Origin of the sequence: Candidatus Amarolinea dominans (genome assembly GCF_016704685.1) — a bacterium.
In the GTDB taxonomy this organism is placed as follows: Bacteria; Chloroflexota; Anaerolineae; order SSC4; family Amarolineaceae; genus Amarolinea; species Amarolinea dominans.
In genome coordinates this window covers 1-19,390 of record NZ_JADIZS010000042.1, presented here as the reverse complement: position 1 = coordinate 19,390, position 19,390 = coordinate 1, and the positions used below count along the sequence as shown (strand labels likewise).

At 64.2% G+C, this 19,390-nt stretch carries 14 protein-coding genes; 5 read left to right on the top strand and 9 right to left on the bottom strand.

Annotation, left to right across the window (positions count from 1 at the left end; translation table 11 throughout):
* Positions 1-3: 3 nt before the first annotated feature.
* Positions 4-285: a hypothetical protein gene (locus IPF85_RS21010; RefSeq protein ID WP_343410020.1), complete on the top strand. Its 282-nt coding sequence runs from the start codon at positions 4-6 to the stop codon at positions 283-285.
* 363 nt (positions 286-648) lie between these two features.
* On the opposite strand, the gene IPF85_RS21005 is transcribed toward IPF85_RS21010, so the two are convergent.
* From IPF85_RS21005 to IPF85_RS20990, 4 genes are all read right to left on the bottom strand, one after another.
* Entirely contained in the window at positions 649-1,098 is a 450-nt protein-coding gene (locus IPF85_RS21005) for an ion channel (RefSeq protein WP_343410019.1), read from the bottom strand.
* A complete protein-coding gene (locus tag IPF85_RS21000; RefSeq protein WP_343410018.1) occupies positions 1,089-1,745 on the bottom strand; it encodes a hypothetical protein in 657 nt (218 codons plus the stop codon). Before IPF85_RS21000 ends, IPF85_RS21005 begins: the two co-directional genes overlap by 10 nt.
* 26 nt (positions 1,746-1,771) lie before the next feature.
* A complete protein-coding gene (locus IPF85_RS20995) occupies positions 1,772-3,844 on the bottom strand; it encodes an SPFH domain-containing protein (RefSeq protein WP_343410017.1) in 2,073 nt (690 codons plus the stop codon).
* 75 nt (positions 3,845-3,919) lie between these two features.
* Complete coding sequence (locus tag IPF85_RS20990) at positions 3,920-4,726, bottom strand: hypothetical protein (RefSeq protein ID WP_343410016.1); 807 nt, start codon at positions 4,724-4,726, stop codon at positions 3,920-3,922.
* Positions 4,727-5,290: 564 nt separating this feature from the next.
* On the opposite strand from IPF85_RS20990, the gene IPF85_RS20985 reads away from it, so the two are divergent.
* Positions 5,291-5,434 (top strand): hypothetical protein, encoded by a 144-nt coding sequence (locus IPF85_RS20985; RefSeq protein ID WP_343410015.1) that lies wholly within the window; start codon positions 5,291-5,293, stop codon positions 5,432-5,434.
* Positions 5,435-5,612: 178 nt separating this feature from the next.
* Here IPF85_RS20985 and IPF85_RS20980 read toward each other — a convergent pair whose 3' ends face one another.
* The gene (locus IPF85_RS20980) at positions 5,613-7,529 is read right to left on the bottom strand and encodes a hypothetical protein (RefSeq protein ID WP_343410014.1); all 1,917 of its coding nucleotides are present in this window, start codon (positions 7,527-7,529) and stop codon (positions 5,613-5,615) included.
* Positions 7,530-7,641: 112 nt separating this feature from the next.
* On the opposite strand from IPF85_RS20980, the gene IPF85_RS20975 reads away from it, so the two are divergent.
* A complete protein-coding gene (locus tag IPF85_RS20975) occupies positions 7,642-8,472 on the top strand; it encodes a hypothetical protein (protein WP_343410013.1) in 831 nt (276 codons plus the stop codon).
* A gap of 216 nt (positions 8,473-8,688) precedes the next feature.
* Here the strand turns inward: IPF85_RS20975 and IPF85_RS20970 are convergent, their stop codons facing one another.
* The 3 genes from IPF85_RS20970 to IPF85_RS20960 all read right to left on the bottom strand — a co-directional run bounded on the left by IPF85_RS20970 (position 8,689) and on the right by IPF85_RS20960 (position 14,627).
* On the bottom strand, positions 8,689-10,095 hold the full coding sequence (locus IPF85_RS20970) for a cellulase family glycosylhydrolase (RefSeq protein WP_343410012.1): 1,407 nt from the start codon (positions 10,093-10,095) through the stop codon (positions 8,689-8,691).
* Between the two features lie 9 nt (positions 10,096-10,104).
* A complete protein-coding gene (locus tag IPF85_RS20965; RefSeq protein ID WP_343410011.1) occupies positions 10,105-11,526 on the bottom strand; it encodes an SH3 domain-containing protein in 1,422 nt (473 codons plus the stop codon).
* Positions 11,527-11,681: 155 nt separating this feature from the next.
* Positions 11,682-14,627 carry a hypothetical protein gene (locus tag IPF85_RS20960; protein ID WP_343410010.1) on the bottom strand — a complete coding sequence of 982 codons (2,946 nt, stop codon included), beginning with the start codon at positions 14,625-14,627 and terminating at the stop codon, positions 11,682-11,684.
* Positions 14,628-15,345: 718 nt separating this feature from the next.
* Between IPF85_RS20960 and IPF85_RS20955 the strand changes: the two genes are divergently transcribed.
* The gene (locus IPF85_RS20955) at positions 15,346-16,479 is read left to right on the top strand and encodes a hypothetical protein (protein ID WP_343410009.1); all 1,134 of its coding nucleotides are present in this window, start codon (positions 15,346-15,348) and stop codon (positions 16,477-16,479) included.
* 11 nt (positions 16,480-16,490) lie between these two features.
* Positions 16,491-17,360, top strand: coding sequence for a 16S rRNA (cytidine(1402)-2'-O)-methyltransferase (gene rsmI / locus IPF85_RS20950; protein ID WP_343410008.1), 870 nt, complete (start codon positions 16,491-16,493; stop codon positions 17,358-17,360).
* An 85-nt stretch (positions 17,361-17,445) separates the two neighbouring features.
* On the opposite strand, the gene IPF85_RS20945 is transcribed toward rsmI, so the two are convergent.
* The gene (locus IPF85_RS20945; protein WP_343410007.1) at positions 17,446-17,937 is read right to left on the bottom strand and encodes a hypothetical protein; all 492 of its coding nucleotides are present in this window, start codon (positions 17,935-17,937) and stop codon (positions 17,446-17,448) included.
* Between the last annotated feature and the right edge of the window lie 1,453 nt (positions 17,938-19,390).

Sequence of the window (19,390 nt, the reverse complement as noted above, 5' to 3'; positions counted from 1 at the left end):
ACCATGTACGGCACGATTGCACGGATCAAAATTGACCCGACCAGGATCGAGGAATTGAAGGCGTTGGGTGACAGCATGGGCGTGGCGCCCGGTCAGGTCACGCGCTACGTTTACCAGATGGACGCCGACCCCGGCGAGCTGTTCCTGGTGGCGGTGTTCGAGAGCAAGGAAGCCTATTGGGCCAACGCGCAAAGCCCGGAGCAGAGCGAGCGCTTCATGCAGTTGAGCGCCTTGCTGCTGGCTGACCCCGAATGGCACGACGGTGCGATCGTCAGCGTGGCTTGACGAATGGATTGGGGGAGGGGTATGGCCCATCAGACGATAGAAACCGTCATCGTGGGCGGTGGACAGGCCGGGCTGGCAACCAGCTACTGGCTTTGCTGTTGGGTGTCGGGGACGATGCGGCGTTCATCGCCGAACACATCGCCGCGCGCTGGGACTGACAGAACGCAACTGCTCAGCCGGCGGCGGCCGCAGGCGAGCGCACGATGAGCATCAGCCATTGATTGACCGAAAGAGTGCTGAACTATGCTGCAAGCGGGCACGAATTGCGCCTGTTTCCGCCGGCAGAAGAGTGAAGTCTATTCCCACTTGCAGTATACCTCGCCTGTCCGCGCACAGCGCCAACCGTGCGCTGGCCGACGCGCCTCAATCGCGCCGCGGCCGGTCGAGCAGGCGGTTGGTCAGCGCGGGGCCGATGATCATGACCAGCGCAGCAATGGCCCGGCCGGTCTGAGTCACCGCGAAGATGTCGGCGTAGCCCACCGAGGCGCAGGTGGCGATGTAATAGAAGGCATCGGTGTAGGTGGCGATTCTGGGGTTGGCGTTCTGTTCGGCGCGGTAAAAGGCCCACGCGGCCGCGCCGAGGAATTGCACGGCTGCATCGAGTGGGTTTTTCTCGGCCCAGTCCAAGACGCGCGCCTCGACCTGCGCCTTGCGCGCCAGCAGAGCCTGTAAGCCGGCGCCGAGATCAGCGCCCGACACGCCCAGCCAGGTCTGCAGCAGGTCTGGCGCCGGCGATGGCGTGCTGGCGGGCGCGGCCGGCAGCCGGCGCAGTAAATCGGTCAGCGCTTGCTCTTGTTCTGGGGTCAGCGCCATGATGATTCCTCGGTCCTCGGTCGCGTCTGCGCCACTTCGCGGCGGGCTGCAATGCGGTCCTCAGCCTGGGCGATCTGCTCCTGACGCCGGCGCAGCTCGACCTGGATTTCCGCGGTCCGATGATCCTGCTCGCGCTGTGCCCGCGTCAGCGTTTCCACGGCGCCGGCCGTGCGTTCCCACGTTTCCAGGGCAGAGCGCTGTCGCCGCGCCTCAAGCAGGCGGGCCTCCTGAGTTTGGGCCGTCGCGGTCAGCTCGTCCAGAACCTGGGTGCAGGCCCGCTGCAGCTCTGCCCACTCCTGTACGCGGGCCTGACTTTGTTGCCGTGCGGCCAGGTGCCGGCGCGCCTGGTCCTCCTCGCCCGCCAGCAGCGCAGCATCCACGGCCGCATCCAGGCGGTTGACCTCGGCCAGGGCGGCTTGCCAGGCTAACTCCACGCGCTTGCGCCGGGCCACGGCCGCGCGGCGCTGCGTCTGCAGGTCATCCAGCCGGGTTTGCGCCTCAGCGAGCAGGGCGTTCAGGCGATCGTCAGCCGCCCGCTCGCGCGACGTTGATCCCCGCGGCCTGTCCGCCCCGGCCTCATCGCCCTCGCCGAACAGGTCCCGCAGGATCGTTTGCCACCACGCGGCCAGCCATGCCCTCAACTTCATCGCTCATGACCTCCTGCAGCGACCGGTCAATGGGTTGCCATGCGCAGATAGAGGTCCTCGAAGGGCAGGTCGTTGAGCACCGGCAGCTGCGCCAACGCCCGCTGCGCCTTCTCAACCAGCGTGCGTTCGTCGCCGGACACCTTCTGACCCACCAGGGCTAGAATCTCACCCAGGCTCTTGCCCTTGACCTTGTTCAAGTCCACGCTCTTCTCGGCCACACGCATCACCTCAGGCACCAGGGCCGCCAGTTCTTCGATGCTGGTGCCCGACGCTGCGGTCTTGCCGCCATCCGTAGCCGCCATGCGCACCAGGCTATCGCCGGCTGGGTCGCCAGTCGCCCGGTTGATCAACTGCTGGCCAATCTCCCGCACCGGCTCGGGCGCGGCCCTGATCACTTCACCGATGCCGTCGGCCAGCGTCACCAGGCGCAGCAGGGAAGCGGCCGCATTCGGATCGCCGATCAGCTTGATATTCATGGACGCCAGGGCCGAGCCCAGCGCCTGGGCCTTGGCGATCTCGATGCGTACTTGGGCATCCAGTTGCAGCTTCAGCATTTCCACGCGCTGCGCCACCCCGTCGAACGCGGCCAGCGCCTCGGCCTTGGCCTTGGCACTCTCGGCTTCGGCCAGGCCGCGGGCGCGTACCGCCTCGGCCTCGCGCATGGCCGCATCGGCCTTGGCCTTCAAGACGTCGGCCTCCGCCAGGCCGACCGCCGATGAGGTCGCCTTCGTGCCCTCCGCGCGCAACTTCGACGCCTCCGCCTCGGCCTGGGCTTGGGTGCGCAGCGTGTCGGCCTGTTTGAGCGCCGCTTCGGCCTCGGCCGCGGCGATCTCTTTCAAGGCTTTGGCCTGCGCTTCGGCCTCGCGCTGCTTGCGCAGCGCATCCAGCTCGATGCGATTCTTCTGTTCGATGACCGCTTTCTGCGCCTCGCGCTCGGCCTCGATCACACGGATTCTGGCTTCGCGCTGCGCTGTCTGCGTGGCCTGCACCGTCACCACCGCCTGCGCCGCCTCTTCGCGCGCGGCCGAGACCAGCAGGCGATCCTTCTCGGCGCCCTCGCGTTTTTGCTGCTCGGTCAGAACGATGATCTGGCGCTGCTGTTCTGCCATTTCGATGGCCTGGCGTCGCGTCACCTCGGCCCCCATCACCTCTTGCTGTTTGCGCTCATTCTGGATGGCAAGCTGTTGGTCGCGCTCGATTTCCATCAGCGCCACGGCCCGTTCCTTGGCCACGCGCGCCGCTTCCGATTTTTGTATTTCCTCGTACTCGCGTAGCTCGGCCTGCGCCTTTTCCACCGCCTGGCTTGTCCGCACCTCGCGTGACTGGGTGGCGGACGCCAGGGCCAGTTCACGATCCAGGTTGAGTCGCAGCCGCGCGGTGTCGGTATCGCGCTGCTTGATCTCGATCTCCGCGGTGCGTTCGATGTCGTTACGCTCGCGCAGCGCCTGCTGAATGACCTGGGCGTTGGCGCGCGCCACCTGGGCGCCAAAGACATCATCGGTGCCGAACGATCCCTGCCGCGCGGCGCGCAGGGTCAGCACCGACACCGATTCGAGCACCAGGCCGTTTTCCTCCAGGTCGGTCTTGAGCCGATTCTGCACCTCCTGGATGAACTTCTCGCGTTCCTGGTGCAGGCTCATCAGCGTGAAGGAGGCCGCCACGTCGCGCAGCGCGCCATCCAGCTTGGCTTCGACCAGCTGCTTGACCGCGTTGACATCCACCTGCTTACTGCCGATGGTGCGCGCGGCGTCAATGATACCTTCGACGGTGGGGTTGACCTTGACGTAAAAGATGGCCTTGATGTCCGCGTACTGCGGGTCTTTGGTGAGAAGGGCGTTGTTTTCGGTGCGTTCGATGTCAATCGCCATCGTGCCCAGGTCAACCCAGGTGATTTCATGGATGGCCCGGAACACCCAGGCGCCGCCGTTCATCACCACCTTGGGCGGGTTATTGACCTTTTGCGACAGGCCGCCCGTGCGCACGAACGAACGATTGGCCGGCGTTTTGACATAAGAGCGCATGATGGAGCGCACGAGGACCAAGAGCAGCAGGAGCACAACTGCAAGAATCACGGAACCATAGACAACGGCTATCTGCATCGTCGGAATCTCCCTGAAACTGGGGCCGGTGGGGTGAGGTGCGCCGGCCTGGCGGAAGCTGTCAAAGAAAAACGTTCAGCGACCCGCGTCGCGCAGCGGGGGTTGCGCCAGCGTGACGATGTAGCGGCGGTGAACCGGGTCGTAAGTCAACAGGATCACCTCAGAGCCGCGCTTGATGGCTGCTTCGCCCTGCACGACCGCGAAAATGGTGATCAACGTGTTGCCCGCGTCGCGCAGATGCACCATGCCATACTGCTCGTCCACGAACGGGCTGATGACCGTGCCGTGGGTACCCACCAGAGTCTGCGCGCGACTGGCCGTGGTGCTGATGGGCGGCAGCGCGTGGCCCACCCAGCGCGCCATGCGTGCGGTCACCAGGCTGCCTATGACCAGCGCGGTCGGCAGCACCGCGAACAGCGCGGGGCCGGGGTACACCCCGATGGCGCCAGCCAGCAGGCCGTTCAACAGCCAACCCAGCAGGGCCACCGATTCGAACAGGATCAGTAAGACCACCAGCAGCGGCGCCTTACCCGCGCCCAGGAAAGCCAGCAGCGAAAAACTGCCGGACGCGCCGGCGCCGCTCTCATGCTCGGCCGCGTGGCCGCCATCCGCCGCGTGATCGAGGTCTGCGCCATGATCGAGGTGAGCGTCGTGATCCAGGCCGGCATCATGATCGAGATGAACGTCATGGTCCAGGCCGGCATCGTGATCGAGGTCCGCGCCCTGATCGACGTCCGCGTCGTGGTCTGCATCCCCGTGCGCGTCATCGCCCGCGCCCAGCCCGGTCAACTGCAGGCCGGCGAGCAGAATCCCCATGGCGAACAGCACCGTGAAAGGCAGGTTATACCAGGCAAAGGCAAAAGCGAGAAGATCACGCAGCATTGCACACCTCAGGCACAGCAGACCCCGTCCGCGCCGACTGACAGAGTTTCGACGCCGATTACAGACCGCATTTTACCACCAGGTCACCGCAGCCGTCAAGGCAAGTTGAGAACGAGCGCGGAGTTGAGCCAGCGGACGATGTCCCCGCGTGCCGTGGCATACGTGCGCAGACCGCCGGCGTTCCTGTTTGCACAGCACGTTGATGAGTTCGGTTGTAGACGCTCCGTTTTAGTTCAACTCAGTCCCCTTTCAAACATCCCCTGGTAAGGCCCTCCGGCCCCGCAGTGCTTGCAGGGTAGCGAGACGCCATAGGTGCATTTGTTGCAGCGTTCGCAGTGCCATTCCCGCCAATCCCGACACTGGCCGCAGACCTCACAGTGCCAGGTGCAGCTATCCTGGACGACACTCTGCCAGCAAAAAGAGTACCAGTACACCTCGCTGCACCCCTGGCAGGTATAGTCATCGAGCAGCGACCTGAGCGGTACGCGCTCACACCCGCACGGCAGTTCGTGTTCCTCTGCCAGCTCCTCCTCCGACAGCTCTTGGAACTCCTCGATATTCTGGATGGCGCAAACAGAAAGGGCGTCAACGTCCACGCCGTTCAACGGATTGTGGCAGTCGGCGCCGGTGCAGTTCTCGTCGCATGGCTCGTTGTTTTTCAAGCACGCGCAGCGCCTGTTGCGGCAGCCGGATTTGCAGTTACAGTGAAATTCCTTCTTCATTTCATTCCTCAGTAGTTTTGCACTTTTAACATAGGGCCAGATTGGACGGCCAGTGTTCTCCCGGTTAGAGTTAGGTTCATGGTATCTCAACAAGCGTGCCTGGCGAACCACCCGCCAACGTGGCTGGGACCTGACTGGTGGTTGCTGTTGCGGAAACGGGCTGCTCAGCGCCGCATGAACGGGAAGAACCAGGGCGATGCCTGCACCAGCGGCGTGATGCGCACGACGATCAGGCCGCCGGTGTCAGCCGCCACATAGGCCAGATCGTTCTGCACGTCCACGCCGCGCGCAGAACCGGGCGCAGCAAACAGGCCGGCAACCAACGGCTGCGCCGGATCACTCACGTCCACGATCTGCAGGCCGCCGCTGCCGCAGGCCACAAAGGCCCAGGACTGCGCCAGAGCCAGGCTGTAGGAATTGCCCGGCAGCGGCATGCTCGCCAGGCGCGCGGGCGCGGTGGGGCTGATGACCGTGGCTGTCTCCAGACCGACCGTCTGGGCGATGTACGCGACGCCATCGCGCACACGCGCTTCGCCCGCGGCGCCGTCATACGGGTAGGTTGCCAGCAGCAGAGGCGCCGCCGGATTCGCCAGGCTGAAGATGCGCAGCCCGCGCGGGGAGCGAAAATCGGCCACGTACATCAGATCGCCAACGATGTCCACGCTGCGCGCATCGCGCAGACCGAGCACGGTGACGAGGGTCGGCGTGGCCGGTTGGCTGACGTTGATGACCGAGAGGCGCGGCCCGTCGGCCACATAGGCCAGGGTGTTGCTGATCGCCACGTCGAAGGCATAGCCGATCGTGTCGTAACTGCCGAGCAGGGTTGGCTGGCCGGGGTCGGTGACATCGAGAATCTGCAGACCGCTGTCGCCGACCGCGACATAGGCAAGAGATCCATCCAGCGTGACATTGAGCGGCGATTCGGGCGTGCGATAGAGGCCGAGCGGCGCCGGGTTGGCCGGATCGGTGATGTCCATGATCCACAGGCCGTCATCGGCATCGGCCAGGTAGGCGCGAGTTCCGTCAACACGCGTGCGCCGGACCGCGGCCGGTAGATCGAAGGAACTCTCGCGCACCGGCGCGGCCGGCTGCGACACATCCACGATCACCAGGTTTTGATCCTTGCCTGCGACGAAGGCGTGACCGCTGCTCACCCGCAGCGCGCTGCCGATGGCGGCATAGGCGTAGCTGCCTGCCAGCGTCGGCGCGGCGGCGTCCTGGATGTCAACCACTTGCAGCCCATCTTGATCCGCGGCCAGGTAGGCGAACGCGCCGTCCACGGCAATTCCCTTGCTGGCGCCGGGAGTCAGCAGGTGGCCGATCTGCGCCGGCGCGGCCGGGTCGGTCACGCTGACGATCTCCATGCCGTCCGCGCCCGCGGCCAGGTAGGCCAGGCCATTGATCACCGTGACCGCTTCCAGGTAGGCCGTGGATTGGTAGGCGCCCATAAGGACAGGGTTGGCCGGATTGGCCGCGTCGAGCAGCAGCATGCTTGTCCCGCGCAGCAGGTAGACCATCGTCCCGACCGCTGCCACCTGGCGCGCCTGGCCTGGATAGGCGCCCAACCAGGTCAGGTGATCGGCATCAGTCAGGCCGATGATTTGCAGGCTGCCCGTGCTGTCGGTGGCGTAGATACGGCCGGGCGCCAGGGCCAGCCGGCGAATATCACCGCTGGTGTCGAGTCTGCCGGCCAGCGTAGGGGCCGCGGGTGTGCTGACATCCAGCACCTGCACTCCAGCCTCGCCCAGGGCGACGATCAACAGACTGCCGCTGAGCTGCACGTCCTGCACCACGGTCGGCAGCGCGGCGCTCTGGCCGACCTGCTGCGGTGCGGCCGGGTCGGTGACATCCAACACCAGCACGCGCGGCCCTACGCCGAGGTACACGTAGGGGCCGGAGGAATCGAGGGCATAGGTGGCGCCGCCGATCTGGCCGATCAACTCGGTGGCAACCGGCGGCAGCAGGGGGCCGGACGGCGGGGATGTTGGCTGAGTGAGAGGGGAAGCCAATCCACGGCTGGTCCATGCGCCAACCATCAAGAGGGCAACGATGGCCCAGGGAACGAGAAAATTACGACGCATCTGAAAACGCTTCTCCAAATTCGTAGATTTCTTGTGTCGGGCTGACGGGTGTAAAATGGTGATCAATTCCGAAATCGAACCTCACTCTGCAGGATAGGGAGCACGGATACGCATGGAGATCACGATTCGCCGTCTTTCGACGTTCGAGGAGTATATCGCGGCCGAGGAGCTGCAGCAGGTCTGCTGGCAGACCGACCCGATCGACGCGGTGCCGGCCCATCTGCTCTTGACCATTCAGAACGAGGCCGGGCTGGTACTGGGCGCATTCACGCCGCAGGGCGAATTGATCGGTTTTGTCTTCGGTTTCCTGGGCCGTGAAGGCGATGTGCTCAAGCACTGCTCGCACATGGCCGCGGTCCATCCGTATTATCGCGATCATAACCTGGGCTACCGCCTGAAACTGGCTCAGCGCAGCTTGATGCTGGAACAGGGGTTGGAGATCTGCACGTGGACCTACGATCCGTTGGAGGCGCGCAACGCGGTGCTCAACATCGCTAAGTTAGGGGCCACGGCGCGCATCTACAAGCGTAACATCTACGGCCAGCGCCTGGGCGGTCTCAATGCGGCCTTGCCCACGGACCGCTTTCATGTGCGCTGGGAAGTAAGCAGCGACCGCGCGCTGCACTGTGTGAATACGGGTCAGCGCGTGATGGCGCCGGTCGCCGGCCAGCCCGAGCAGATGCTGACGCGGGTCATCATGCAAGGCGACCTGCCGCTCCTGGCCGCCACCGGGCCGCTTCCTGCTGATGACATCATCGGCGTGCAAATCCCCGCCAGTTTCCAGCGCGTCAAGCGGGAGAATGTCGAGGCTGCCAGCCACTGGCGCCTGGGCACCCGCGCCCTCTTCGAAAACGCCTTCCGCGCCGGCTACACCGCCGTCAACGTCACCGCCGATGCCGAGCATCCAGAATCGCTGGCGGTGTATACGTTGGTGAGGGGGTAGTGCAAAGTGCAAAGTACAAAGTACATAGTGCAAAGTGCAGACGACGTTCCGCCCTGTTGTCAATGATGAATGCTGAATTCTGAATAGTGCATAGGACGTTCAGCATTCAGCTCTGAGCATTCAGCATTCAGCTCTGAGCATTCAGCATTCAGCTCTGAGCATTCAGCATTCCACATTCAGCGTTTTGCACTTTGCACTTTGCACTTTGCACTTCCCTTACGGCGGCCAGTTTGGGGCCAGGCCGCGCTGTTGACGGATGTAGATGCGCAGTTTGGCATAGGCGGGGCGCCAGTGCAGTTCGTCAATCTGGCTTGGCTTCATGATGGACCACCAGTATTGCTCCTGCGCCTCGGTCCAATCCACGTCCGGCATGTAAACGACGACCATGAGACCGATCCAGGGCTGCCAGTGGGTCTTGGCCCATTCGAAGGCCTGCACCAGGTAATCGCCCTGCTGCTCCTCCGTCACCGCGTGCCAGTGGTAAGGTGAGTCTGGCCGCGAATCGGTGCTCCAGCCAAATTCCAGCACGGCCACCCTCTTGTTGGTATCGCCGTACTTCACCATGATCTTGCGCAGGTCTTCGACACGGCGGAAGGTGAAGAAACGCTCGCCGCCGTACTCCGCCTTGTTGCCCGCGGCCTCATCCGGGCCGATGCTGGGTGCGGCCCGGAAACCGGCCGCATGCACGCCGAGCACATCGAAGTAACCCGCGCTGTTGCCGCCCATGGCCTGGTACATCTGCTCCAGATATTTGTCATCGGGAATGGCGATATCGCAGCAGGAGCCGGTGGGCGTCAGACCGGCCGAGATGACCAGGGCCAACGGCGCGCCCTTCTTGACGCCCGCGTAGGCTGACTTGAGCAGCCGCGTATACTCGGCCGCGTTGGGCGGTCGGCAACCCCATTCACCGCCGCCATCGGGCCGATTCAGGTTCGGTTCATTCCAGATCTGATAGGCCTGAATTTTCCAGGTGTAGCGCTTGGCCACTGCCGACAGAAAATCCTCGAAGTCCTTGTAGTTGTCGGGCGGCCCATTGCACGGGAAACCGCCGCCGGCCCATTTGGGCTGACTGTCCACACGCACGATCAGCTTGAGATTGTGCTCGATCGCCTGCTGCACGATGCGGTCGGTCGTACTCCAGTCGAACTGACCTTTGCCCGCGCCCTCGATCTCACGCCAGGGGAAATTTTGCTTGACCCAGGTGAACCCGGCGGCTTCGACCAGCCCCAGGTCGCGGTCGGCAATCTCCGGTCGCCACCAGAGGAACGCCTGCACGCCGTAATCGGGCGATTTGAAGCCGCGGCTGGAATCACCGCCGGCCGGGGGCGGGGTGGCCGTCGGTTTGACCGGCGCGGGCGTGACGGTCGCCTGATTGGGCGCCGGGGTGACTGTCGCTCCCGTGCCCGCGGTGGGGGTGGCAGTGACCGGCGCCTGCGTGGCCGTCGGCGGCACAGGGGTAGCGGTCGGCGGTAGGGGGGTGTTGGTCGCGGCCACGGTTGGCGTCTTCGTTGGTGTGGGGGTTGGCGGCGGTGACGCGGGGCCGCAGGCCGACAAAATCAGTGTGACAACAACGATTCCGGTCAGCAGGCGCAAGAATCGTCGGTACCTGTTGGATTGCCTCATCTTTCCTCGTTACTTCGGCATGTTGCGCAGCGCATCATAGGTGGGCCTGCCATAGATCTTGAACGCGCTTTGCTCGCCGGATTCGAAGTTCAAGTTCCACAGGAACATCGGGCCAACCCAGCCCCAGGAGCGGGCAAGCTCGTAGGCGCGCACAGTCCAGGCGGCCTGTTCGTCGGCCGTGTTGTCGGCTGCATACTCATAGCCAGGATGCGGGTTGCCGGAAACGGCCCAGCCAAACTCGGTGGGCCAGATGCGCTTGGCGCCGTCGCCATTTGCCAACATGACATTGCGATAGCCCTCCATCGTGCCGCGGAAGCACCAGGAGTGGTGTCGGTTGTCGAAGGGGCCGCGATAGATGGCGCCGGCATCGGAGACCGAGCGCCAATCGCCGTCCGGCGGGCAGTTGAACCCGCTGGGGTGCGCGCCGATGGCGTCGGAATAGCTGCGCAGCCCGGCGCGGTACATGGCCGAGAGGTAGGCGACATCATCCATCGCCAGCGGCGCGGGCGCGCCGGTCGGCGTCAGCGCACCGCTGACCACGATCATGCCCGGGCATGCGCCCTTGATGGCGCGGTAGGCCGCGGCCAGGAGCTGCACGTAACGGCCTGGGTCAAGCGGTTCCCCGCCCCATTCGTACCACAGGTTTTGTTCGTTCCAGACCTCGATGGCCTGCACGCGACCGCAGTAGCGGCTGGCAAAGCCGCGCACGAAGTTGGCATAGGTGCCCGGGTCGGCCGGCGGGCCTTCGACATCGAAGTTGCTGTTGCCAGCCCGCGCCCACTGCGGCGCCTTGACGATGCTGGCGAGGATGCTCAGCCCGTTACCGTTGAACTGGCCGATCATGTCGTCCAGGCCGCCGAAGTCCACCTGGCCCGGCTGTCCCTCGAAATCCTTCCAGGGAAGCTGGAAGTTGATCCAGTTGAAGCCCATGTTCTTGACCGCGCCGATGATGAAGCCCTTGTCTGCGCTGGTCTCTACCTGGATGCCATAGCCAAAGAAGCCGGCCGCGCGCACGTTGGGCGCGGGCGCGGACACGTTGGTGCGTTTGACCGTCGTCTGTGGCGGCGGCGCGGGCGCAGCTACCTCGGGTACGGCGCTCAGGCTGCTGTTGGCTTTCACCAGGGAGGCGCTGACCCAGCCCTGCTTGTCGCCGGTGGTGCAGCAGACCTTGAGCCAGGTGGCGCCCTTGTTCTTACCGATCACTTCCAGCGAACGGCCGAGCGTGACGCGGCCCAGGATCGTGTAGGCGGTGGAGGGACCAGAGCGTATATTGACCAGATCGCCGGTGACGGTGGCGGTGGGGCCAGGGGCAAGGGCGGGGCGGGCGACCGGCGCCGGTTGGGGAAGCGCGGCCAATGACACGGCCGGGAGCGCGGTGAGCAGAATCAGTGTGAGAAACAGGGCACGACGCAGCACGAACAGACGAGACATAGGGTCCTCCTCACGAGAGACTGAGAGACTGAGAGACTGAGAGACTGAGAGATTGAGAGATTGAGATCGCACCTGAAGGGCGTGACGGCCAGGCCATAGATTAGTACACGAGCAGCAGGAGAGGCGCATCGGATCAGCGCCTCTCCTGCTCGGATTCACTTGGGCATGCGGGCCAGGGCATCGTAGGCTGGCCGCCCGGCGATGCCGAACTGCGCCAGCTCCGTGCCCGGGTTGGTGATGCCAAAATTGATATTCCAGAGGAACATGGGGCCAACCCAGCCCCAGCCACGCGCCATTTGGTAGGCTTGCACCAGCCAGGCGGCCTGCTCTTCGGGGGTGTTGTCGTTGGCATAGCCGTAGTTGTTGTTGAAGGCCGGGCCGATCGCCCAGCCAAACTCGGTGGGCCAGATGCGCTTGCCGCCGTCGCCGTTGGCGATCATCACGTTGCGGTAGCCTTCCATGGTGCCGCGGAAGCACCAGGAATGATGATGGTTGTCGAACGGGCCGCGGAAGGAGGCGCTCGGGTCTTGCACCGTGCGCCAGTCGCCGTCAGCCGGGCAGTTGTAGCCGCTTGGGTGGGCGCCGATGGCGTCGGCGTAATTCTTCATGCCGGCGCGGTACATCGCCTGCAGGTACTCGATGTCATCAATGGCCTTGCCGCCGCCGCCGCCCGTGGGCGTTGGCGCGCCGCTGACCACGATCATGCCCGGACACGCTCCCTTGATGGCGCGGTAGGCCAGTTTCAACATCTCCACATAGCGGCCGGCGTCGAGCGGCTCGTTGCCCCACTCGTAGTGCAGATTTTGCTCGTTCCACACCTCGATGGCCTGCACGCGGCCGCAGTAGCGCCCCGCGTACGCGCCCACGAAATCGGCGTAGTCCTGCAAGTTCTGCGGCGGGCCTTCATCCGAATAGCCGTAGGCCGGGTTGCGCGACCAGTTGGGCGCCTTGACGATGCTGGCCAGGATCTTCATGCCGCCGCCCGCCAGGGTGTTGACGATGTCGTCCATACCGCCCCAACCGTAGTCGCCCTTGCCGCCGCCTTCGAAGTCCTTCCAGGGCGCCTGGAACTTGACCCAGTCGAAGCCCATGTTGCGGGTGGCGTTGACCACATAACCCAGGTCGGCGCCGCCGTAGACCTGCGCCTGCACGCCGTAGCCAAACCCGGCGCCGCCACTAGGGCGCGGCGCGGGCGGGTTGTTGGCCGCCGGCGGCGCCGCGGGCGCAGGCGGCCGGGTGGGCGCGGGCGTCGCGGTCGGGGCCGGCGTGGGGGTCGCGGTCGGTTCCGGCGTGTCGGTTGCCACCGGGGTGTAGGTGGCGACCAGCAGCGCGACTTCACCGGCCGGGCTGACGGGGCGACCGTTTTCCACAATGACTGCATTGATCTGATACTGCGCGCCTGGGCTATCCGGCGCCTTGAACGCGTAGACGCTGTTTTCGCTCAGCGGTTGGCTGGAAACATCGGTCACCTGTCCATCAGCGCCCTTGACGGTCCAACTGATGCCGAATTCGCTCTGCTGCGCCGATGGCGCGCCCTGCTGGAAGGTGGTCAGCATGCGCCACAGTTCCGGATCGGTTGCAGGCAGATAGTCCAGGGTAGCGCCTTGCAGGTGATACTGATTGACCAGCGCAAACTTGTGGCTCAGGCTGGCGGCATTTTCCAGCCAGACCGTCCGCTCATAGCCCTGATCGTCGCGATAGCGATAGGTGTAGGCGCCGATGGCGTCATCGAAAGTCAACTGGCTGGTGGCGCGCTCGGCAATGACCTTGAGATCAATCTGTTCGCCCGGCGCGGCCACGCCTTTGGTGGCCTGCACCTGGCCGACCAGCGGCTGCAGGGCTTCATCGTAAGCCTTGAGCAGATAGTAGTTGCCCGAACGCTCGATGCTGCGGCCGGGCAGCACGATCTGAATCTTGCTGCGGTTGACTTCGCCCACGGCCCATTTGAGCAGGGTGTGCATCTGGCCGTCTGGCGCATAGGCCTGCGGATTGCTGATGGCCGGGATGCGGAAGGTGTCCACCACCGCGCCCAGCTCACGCCAGAGGTACGGCCCGGTTTCCCAGCGATCCGCCGCCACCTGGCGCGGCTCCTCCACCCGCACAGAGACCTTCTTGTCCTGGGCGTGCAGCCTTGCGGCCAGTTTGGTCACAAAGGCGACATAGTCCCCCGCCAGTTCGGCGTTGATCCCGCGGTAGTCCAGGTCAATGCCCTTGTACAGGTTGCTCACCAGCAACTGCTCGATGGCGCTGATCTGCTTTTCCTGCTGCTCCGCGCTGACCAGCAAGTTGGCGATCAAATCGGTGCGGATGGAGCCGTCATCGCCAAAGTTACGCAGGGTGGGGACCACCGCAAAGGAACTGGCTGCGTCGGCGGGCAGGCCCTGTATGCTGCCCTCGATGCCACCGTCACCGGCCAGGCGCAGGCCCACCGGGTTGACCTCCACCAGCGCGCCCTTGCCGGCGTCTGGCAGCGGATTGTCCGCGGTGACCAGTGCGGCGGCAACCGGCGGCTGCGCGGTGGTCTGCATCACCATGAAGGCCGCGGGGACGGCCGTCAGCTTCGACTCGATCGCGTCATCCTGCGGCACAATCTGGCTGGGGATGTAAGACCAGGCAGCAGCCTTCGGGTCGTAACCGTAGAGGTCGAGCGTTTCATAAGGTTCGGAGTCGTTGGGGATCGGTACGTGAATGACAGCCTGGGGCGGCTTGGCGCCGCGCACGCTGGTCTGATAAAGCGGACTGCGCGGGTTGACCGTGTTTGGCAGTTGCTCGGCCGCTTTGCGCAGTTCCGCACCACCCTCACCGGCCATGAAGGGCTGGCGCGAGATGCTGGTCAGGCGTATCTGCGTCGTGCCTTGCGTCATGGCCTCGGCAGGCACCGTGACCGAGGTGCCATCGGAGTCAACCACCGAGCCACCCTGCTCGCCCACGCGGGTGAAGCCTCGGGTCTGGGTGCGCTCGATGAGAGAAACAGGGGGGAGAATCAGGCTGAAAATGACCAGCCCGGCAATAGCGAGATTCAACAACCAGCTTCCGTTGCGGCTGTTGAACCACCGGGTCAGGTTTGGATAGAGGTCAGACGAGTTCGCGGTTTGCTGCATTGACAAAACGCCACTCCTTTCGTAAATTTGTAGTCAGATATGAAAAATGCCTCATACCAGTGCGTGTGCCAACACCCCGGCGCACTCCATAGGGTACGACGCGGCCGGCGTGACGAACAGCGGTCTCTGGTCGAGGCGCTCATCAGACGAAGGACGATGACTGCCCGTCCACGTTTGAATAGGTTCGGCGCACAGCCCTCTCGGCAGAGCAACACAGGGAACTGGGCGCCTACTTGTACGTCTCACATCGGCGTACTCCAACATGGTTGACATTCTAGCATAGCGATTGGGATTTGGCAAAGTGACAGACGAATGTGACGGCGCCGCCCCAATTCCAGATTTCGCCCGTTTTGCAGTATACTTGGGATCCGGCAGCCACCGATGGAAATCCGATGGAAATCAGAAACGATGGAAACCCGAAATCCGAAACGGAACCGCGATCGAACCGCCGCACCCGCTTCGCGGGGTTTCCGCCGGATTCATCCGATGCCGGGGGGCAGGTTGAGCAGTAGGTACGCTTTTTGAGATGATACCGCTACAGGATGTTGTGCATGCCGCGTAAATTCGATTGGACGTTCATCGGCCTGGGTGTGGGCCTGGTTTTCTTGCTTGGCCTGGGCTTGATCTCGCTCTATGCTTATTTCAGCCTTGATACGACGCCCGCCAACGCACCGGACCTGACCTGGGAGGAACCGTGGCGCGGGTGGATGGCGCGTTCGTGCCGCCAGACCTGGGACTGCTGCCCCTGGCCGGCGATGCGGTGGATGACGCCGTGCGCCGGGCGCTCGCGGCTAATGAACTCGATGCTGGCTACGCCCTGGTGGTGCAGTCGCCTGAACTGACCGATGCTCAGCGCGCCGGCCATCTCCTGCTCCTGAGCAGGTCTTTCATGACCAGCCAGCAGCCCGCCAAGTCAGCGCTCTGCTTGCGCCTGACCCAGGAGGTGATTGCGCTCAGCCCCGCGCTGCCCGACATCGCACGCGCGGAGACCGCCCTGCAGGTCGCGGAGGGCTGGCGCAAATTGCAGCAGCCGAGCCTGGCACGGGTTAGCCTGGATTTGGCCGAAACCCTCGCCATCAGCAGCACCTATCTGCTCGACCCGCAGCGTGTGGACATCCTGACGCGTCTGGCTGCCGCGTACATTAAAATGGAAGACCAGCCGCAGGCGCAGGCGCTGCGCCAACTGGCGAGCAAACTACCCCCGCGCAGCGCCCCGCCCCAGCGTCCGCCTGACCTGGCGCTTGACCGCTGGCGCGCGCCGCTGGCGATTTCCGAGACCCTGACCGCCACCATCGAGGCGCGGCGCGCGACCGTGGATGGCCTCATCAACGGGCTGCTGGCGGGCCGTCAACTGACCGATGCGGATGTCATCCGCCTGGAGCCGCAGTTGGTGGCAGAAGACGAGCAGCGCACGGCGTTCTATCGGCAGATCGCAAGCGATGCCGCGCAGACGCCGGAAACCCAGGCCGCGGCGCAATTGGCACTGACCAACTGGCTGACCTTCAAGTGGCGGGTGGCGCGGCTGGATCTGCAGGTCAGCCTGGCGCCCGCCTGGGAGGCGCAGCGGGATGAGATCGAGGCGCAACTGGTGGAGGCCAACGCCAACCTGTTTGCCCTCTACCGCGACCTGGCCAGCGCGCTGCCCGACAGCGATACCGTCAGCCGGGCGCGGTTGGAGGTGCTGCGCGCCGAAATTTTGCGCGGGCGCCTGGGGCTGTATCCCGATTATCCATTGGATGAGCTGGTCGCGCGACTGAATGAGGCGCAGGCGGGATTGGAGCCAGGCCTCGGCCCGCACGTCGCCCTGCGCAAGGTGGATGAACACCTGATCTTCACACTGGCAACCCGGTAGGACCCAAGAGAATGCCACATACATTGTACATTGTGGGCACGCCGCTGGGCAACGCGGCCGATTGGTCGCTGCGAGCGCAGCAGGTGCTGGCGGCAACGCCGGTCATTGCGGCCGAGGACACGCGCGTCACCGCGCGGCTGCTGGCCCACTGCGGCATCAGCGGGCCGCGGCTGCTCACCTACACCGACGCCTTTGCGCCCAAGAAGGCGCAGCGCCAGGCCGAAGTGCTGGCGGCCCTGCAGGCAGGCGATGTCGCGCTGGTGTCGGACGCCGGGATGCCGGGCATTGCCGATCCCGGTTCCGAACTGGTGCAGGCGGCCATCGCGGCCGGGCATCGGATCGTGCCGGTGCCCGGTCCCTCGGCGCCGGTAACTGCCCTGGCGGCGTCGGGTTTACCCGGCGAACGTTTCCTCTTCCTGGGCTTCCTGCCCCGTCAGCGCGGCGAACGGCAGCAGCTGCTGCGTCAGGCCGCGGACGAGCCGGGCGCGCTGGTCTGCTTCGAGGCGCCGCATCGCCTGCTGGACTGCCTGCAAGACCTGGTTGCGGTGTTGGGCGACCGCCGCGTGACCCTGGCGCGTGAATTGACCAAGGAGCATGAGGAGATCTGGCACGGTCGCTTGGGCGAGGCGCTGGCACGGTCGCAAACCCAGGCCCCGCGTGGGGAATATGTGATCGTCATCGAAGGCGCGCCGCCCGCGCCGGCCGCGGAGAGCGGCGCCTGGCCGGTTGGTCAGGTGCGCGAGGCGCTCGCCATCCTGGCGCAGGAAGGGATTGACACCCAGACAGCGCCGCGGCTGGTCGCGCGGCTGGCCGGCTGGCGCAAAAAGGACGTCTACCGCCTGCTGGTGGCAGACAGGGATGCCGCTGACCCCCAGGGGTGACGCCTGACCGCTATACGCTCGACCGGCTGGCCGACGACTTGCTGGATTTCGCCGAGCCGGCCGACCTGCAGCGCTGGTTTACCCGTTACACGACGCAGTAGCCGCACACTGTCTCCCCAGTGAAAGCGAGGCGGCGGCTGGCAAGGGGCGGTTGGAGTAGACGCGACGACGCGATGGCTCCTGCCGCTCCCTTGTGTTCCTCGCCCCGGTTGCCGACGTAGCTACGCATCCACTCCTGCGCCAGCCCCGTCAGGTTGAAGCCCACCGTGCCGCCTGCCACGTCGTCCTGCACCTGCCCGGTGAAGCGGCGCTGCGTCGGCGTCGCGCCGAAGGTGTAGCGGCTCTCGCCCCACGGCTTGTAGCGAATCTCCGACAGCCGGCCGCCGGTCTCGCTGACTGTCAGCGCCGTGCTGCCGAGATGATCGGTCGCCAGCCAGCGCACCGCCCCGTTGACCCGCAGCGCAATGCGCTGACCGCCGGCCTGGTAGTACTTCGTGATCGTCGTGCTGCTGCCGCTCGTCATCTTCTCGTAATTGGCGCCGATATAGACCGTCACGCGCCGCGGGGAGTCGGCCATTCACCCGGTTCCCGTCCGCGTCATAGGTGTAGCTGCGTAGCACCCGTGCTTCCTGCTTCCACCTGCGCTGCATCGCTAGGTTCTCCACATCGTAGACCGGCGGCGTGTAGGTCACGCCGCCCACCGTGCGCCCGGTCATGCTGTGCCGTTGCAATCACAGCTGAGACGTTGCTGCTGCCAGCCTGCCACCGCATGCAGCTTCGTCGCCGGCGTCCCTGCCCGGCGCAATTCCCGGCGACGAAGCACCGTACACATAACTCCCCACACACTGGACTTACTCGCCGTCGGCATTCACCCTGCCTGGACTGCACATTAGATTCGGCCACGGAAGTATCTCAGGCTTCATCGGCACAATGGGGTGCAATTATTTAGCGATATCTGAGTTTCCACTGGACCTAGGTGCGAAGCGAGAGCCATAGGAGCCCTCCGATGAGAGATCCTAGTATCCAGAAGGCATGCAAGCATAGTACGTGCGTGAAATCTAGGGACTAAACAAGTCCTGTGTCTTACTCAGTGTCGGCAAGGCATAGCAAATTCCAGTATATACTACCGCTCCCAGAAAGCTACCACCAATAATACGACATAGAACACTAAATCGTACACCAAGATCACGGGATGATCAACAAAACCAAAAGCGACTCAAGTAAATCGCTACGAACAATCCCGCCACCATACCTGCATAAGGACTCAAAGCGGTTAGCAATCCCTTGTACTAGACAAATGACCTCATAGACCGCCAGATATGATCCCTCATGGTTGGGCAGTCTACTCAACCATCCACCAAGCCTTGCTGTATCGCCTCCTGCAAGATCTTGTTCTCCAGGCATCACAGCCGCCTATTGCAATACTACGTACGATTTCTCAAAGACATCCGGTCTATATTGAGAACTCGCCTTCCATCTTGACGGTCCATATACCGGGTTGATCAAGGCGCAACTGCCAACGAGCCATAGGCATGTCGCTTCGAGCGTTATCGCACTTGCTGACCCTGGCGTAAAGGAGTTGGCACTAGCCATCCTGCGAACTTGCCACCTCAAGCCGCCCATAACCACACCTGCAGTCATATCTGCTGCTATGGCCCCGTATCAACTAGTCCTAGCTGCCGTGCTTGCTCCACGACCGATTTTTGTGGTTCTTGCCCATAAGCTGCTCAATGCCAGCTTGAGTGGAGTGCTTGAACTTGACCTCCGGCAGCGGCCAACGCCACCGAGAGCCACTCCAAGCAGAGAAGCACCTGCTGGAGCCTAAGCCCAATGTTGCCCCGCCACAAGACCCCCAACAGCCGCTCCCCTACTCTAGCCCAGTTGACATCCCGAATGTCCTTTCGATCCACGATCAATGGCTGCCCCAGTCGACAACGCCACCGGCGATGAAACCCGCCACTGCTACGCATGCTATCGTCGAGATGCCATCAATGCAATGTCCTGTCGGATTCACTTGGAACCTGAGAGGT

Excerpts from the sequence above, each read along its gene's own strand:
- IPF85_RS21010 (WP_343410020.1), top strand. The coding sequence starts at position 4 with ATGTACGGCACGATTGCACGGATCAAAATTGACCCGACCAGGATCGAG.
- IPF85_RS21005 (WP_343410019.1), bottom strand. The coding sequence starts at position 1,098 with ATGGCGCTGACCCCAGAACAAGAGCAAGCGCTGACCGATTTACTGCGC.
- IPF85_RS21000 (WP_343410018.1), bottom strand. The coding sequence starts at position 1,745 with ATGAAGTTGAGGGCATGGCTGGCCGCGTGGTGGCAAACGATCCTGCGG.
- IPF85_RS20995 (WP_343410017.1), bottom strand. The coding sequence starts at position 3,844 with ATGCAGATAGCCGTTGTCTATGGTTCCGTGATTCTTGCAGTTGTGCTC.
- IPF85_RS20990 (WP_343410016.1), bottom strand. The coding sequence starts at position 4,726 with ATGCTGCGTGATCTTCTCGCTTTTGCCTTTGCCTGGTATAACCTGCCT.
- IPF85_RS20985 (WP_343410015.1), top strand. The coding sequence starts at position 5,291 with ATGGCGCAAACAGAAAGGGCGTCAACGTCCACGCCGTTCAACGGATTG.
- IPF85_RS20980 (WP_343410014.1), bottom strand. The coding sequence starts at position 7,529 with ATGCGTCGTAATTTTCTCGTTCCCTGGGCCATCGTTGCCCTCTTGATG.
- IPF85_RS20975 (WP_343410013.1), top strand. The coding sequence starts at position 7,642 with ATGGAGATCACGATTCGCCGTCTTTCGACGTTCGAGGAGTATATCGCG.
- IPF85_RS20970 (WP_343410012.1), bottom strand. The coding sequence starts at position 10,095 with ATGAGGCAATCCAACAGGTACCGACGATTCTTGCGCCTGCTGACCGGA.
- IPF85_RS20965 (WP_343410011.1), bottom strand. The coding sequence starts at position 11,526 with ATGTCTCGTCTGTTCGTGCTGCGTCGTGCCCTGTTTCTCACACTGATT.
- IPF85_RS20960 (WP_343410010.1), bottom strand. The coding sequence starts at position 14,627 with ATGCAGCAAACCGCGAACTCGTCTGACCTCTATCCAAACCTGACCCGG.
- rsmI (WP_343410008.1), top strand. The coding sequence starts at position 16,491 with ATGCCACATACATTGTACATTGTGGGCACGCCGCTGGGCAACGCGGCC.
- IPF85_RS20945 (WP_343410007.1), bottom strand. The coding sequence starts at position 17,937 with ATGGCCGACTCCCCGCGGCGCGTGACGGTCTATATCGGCGCCAATTAC.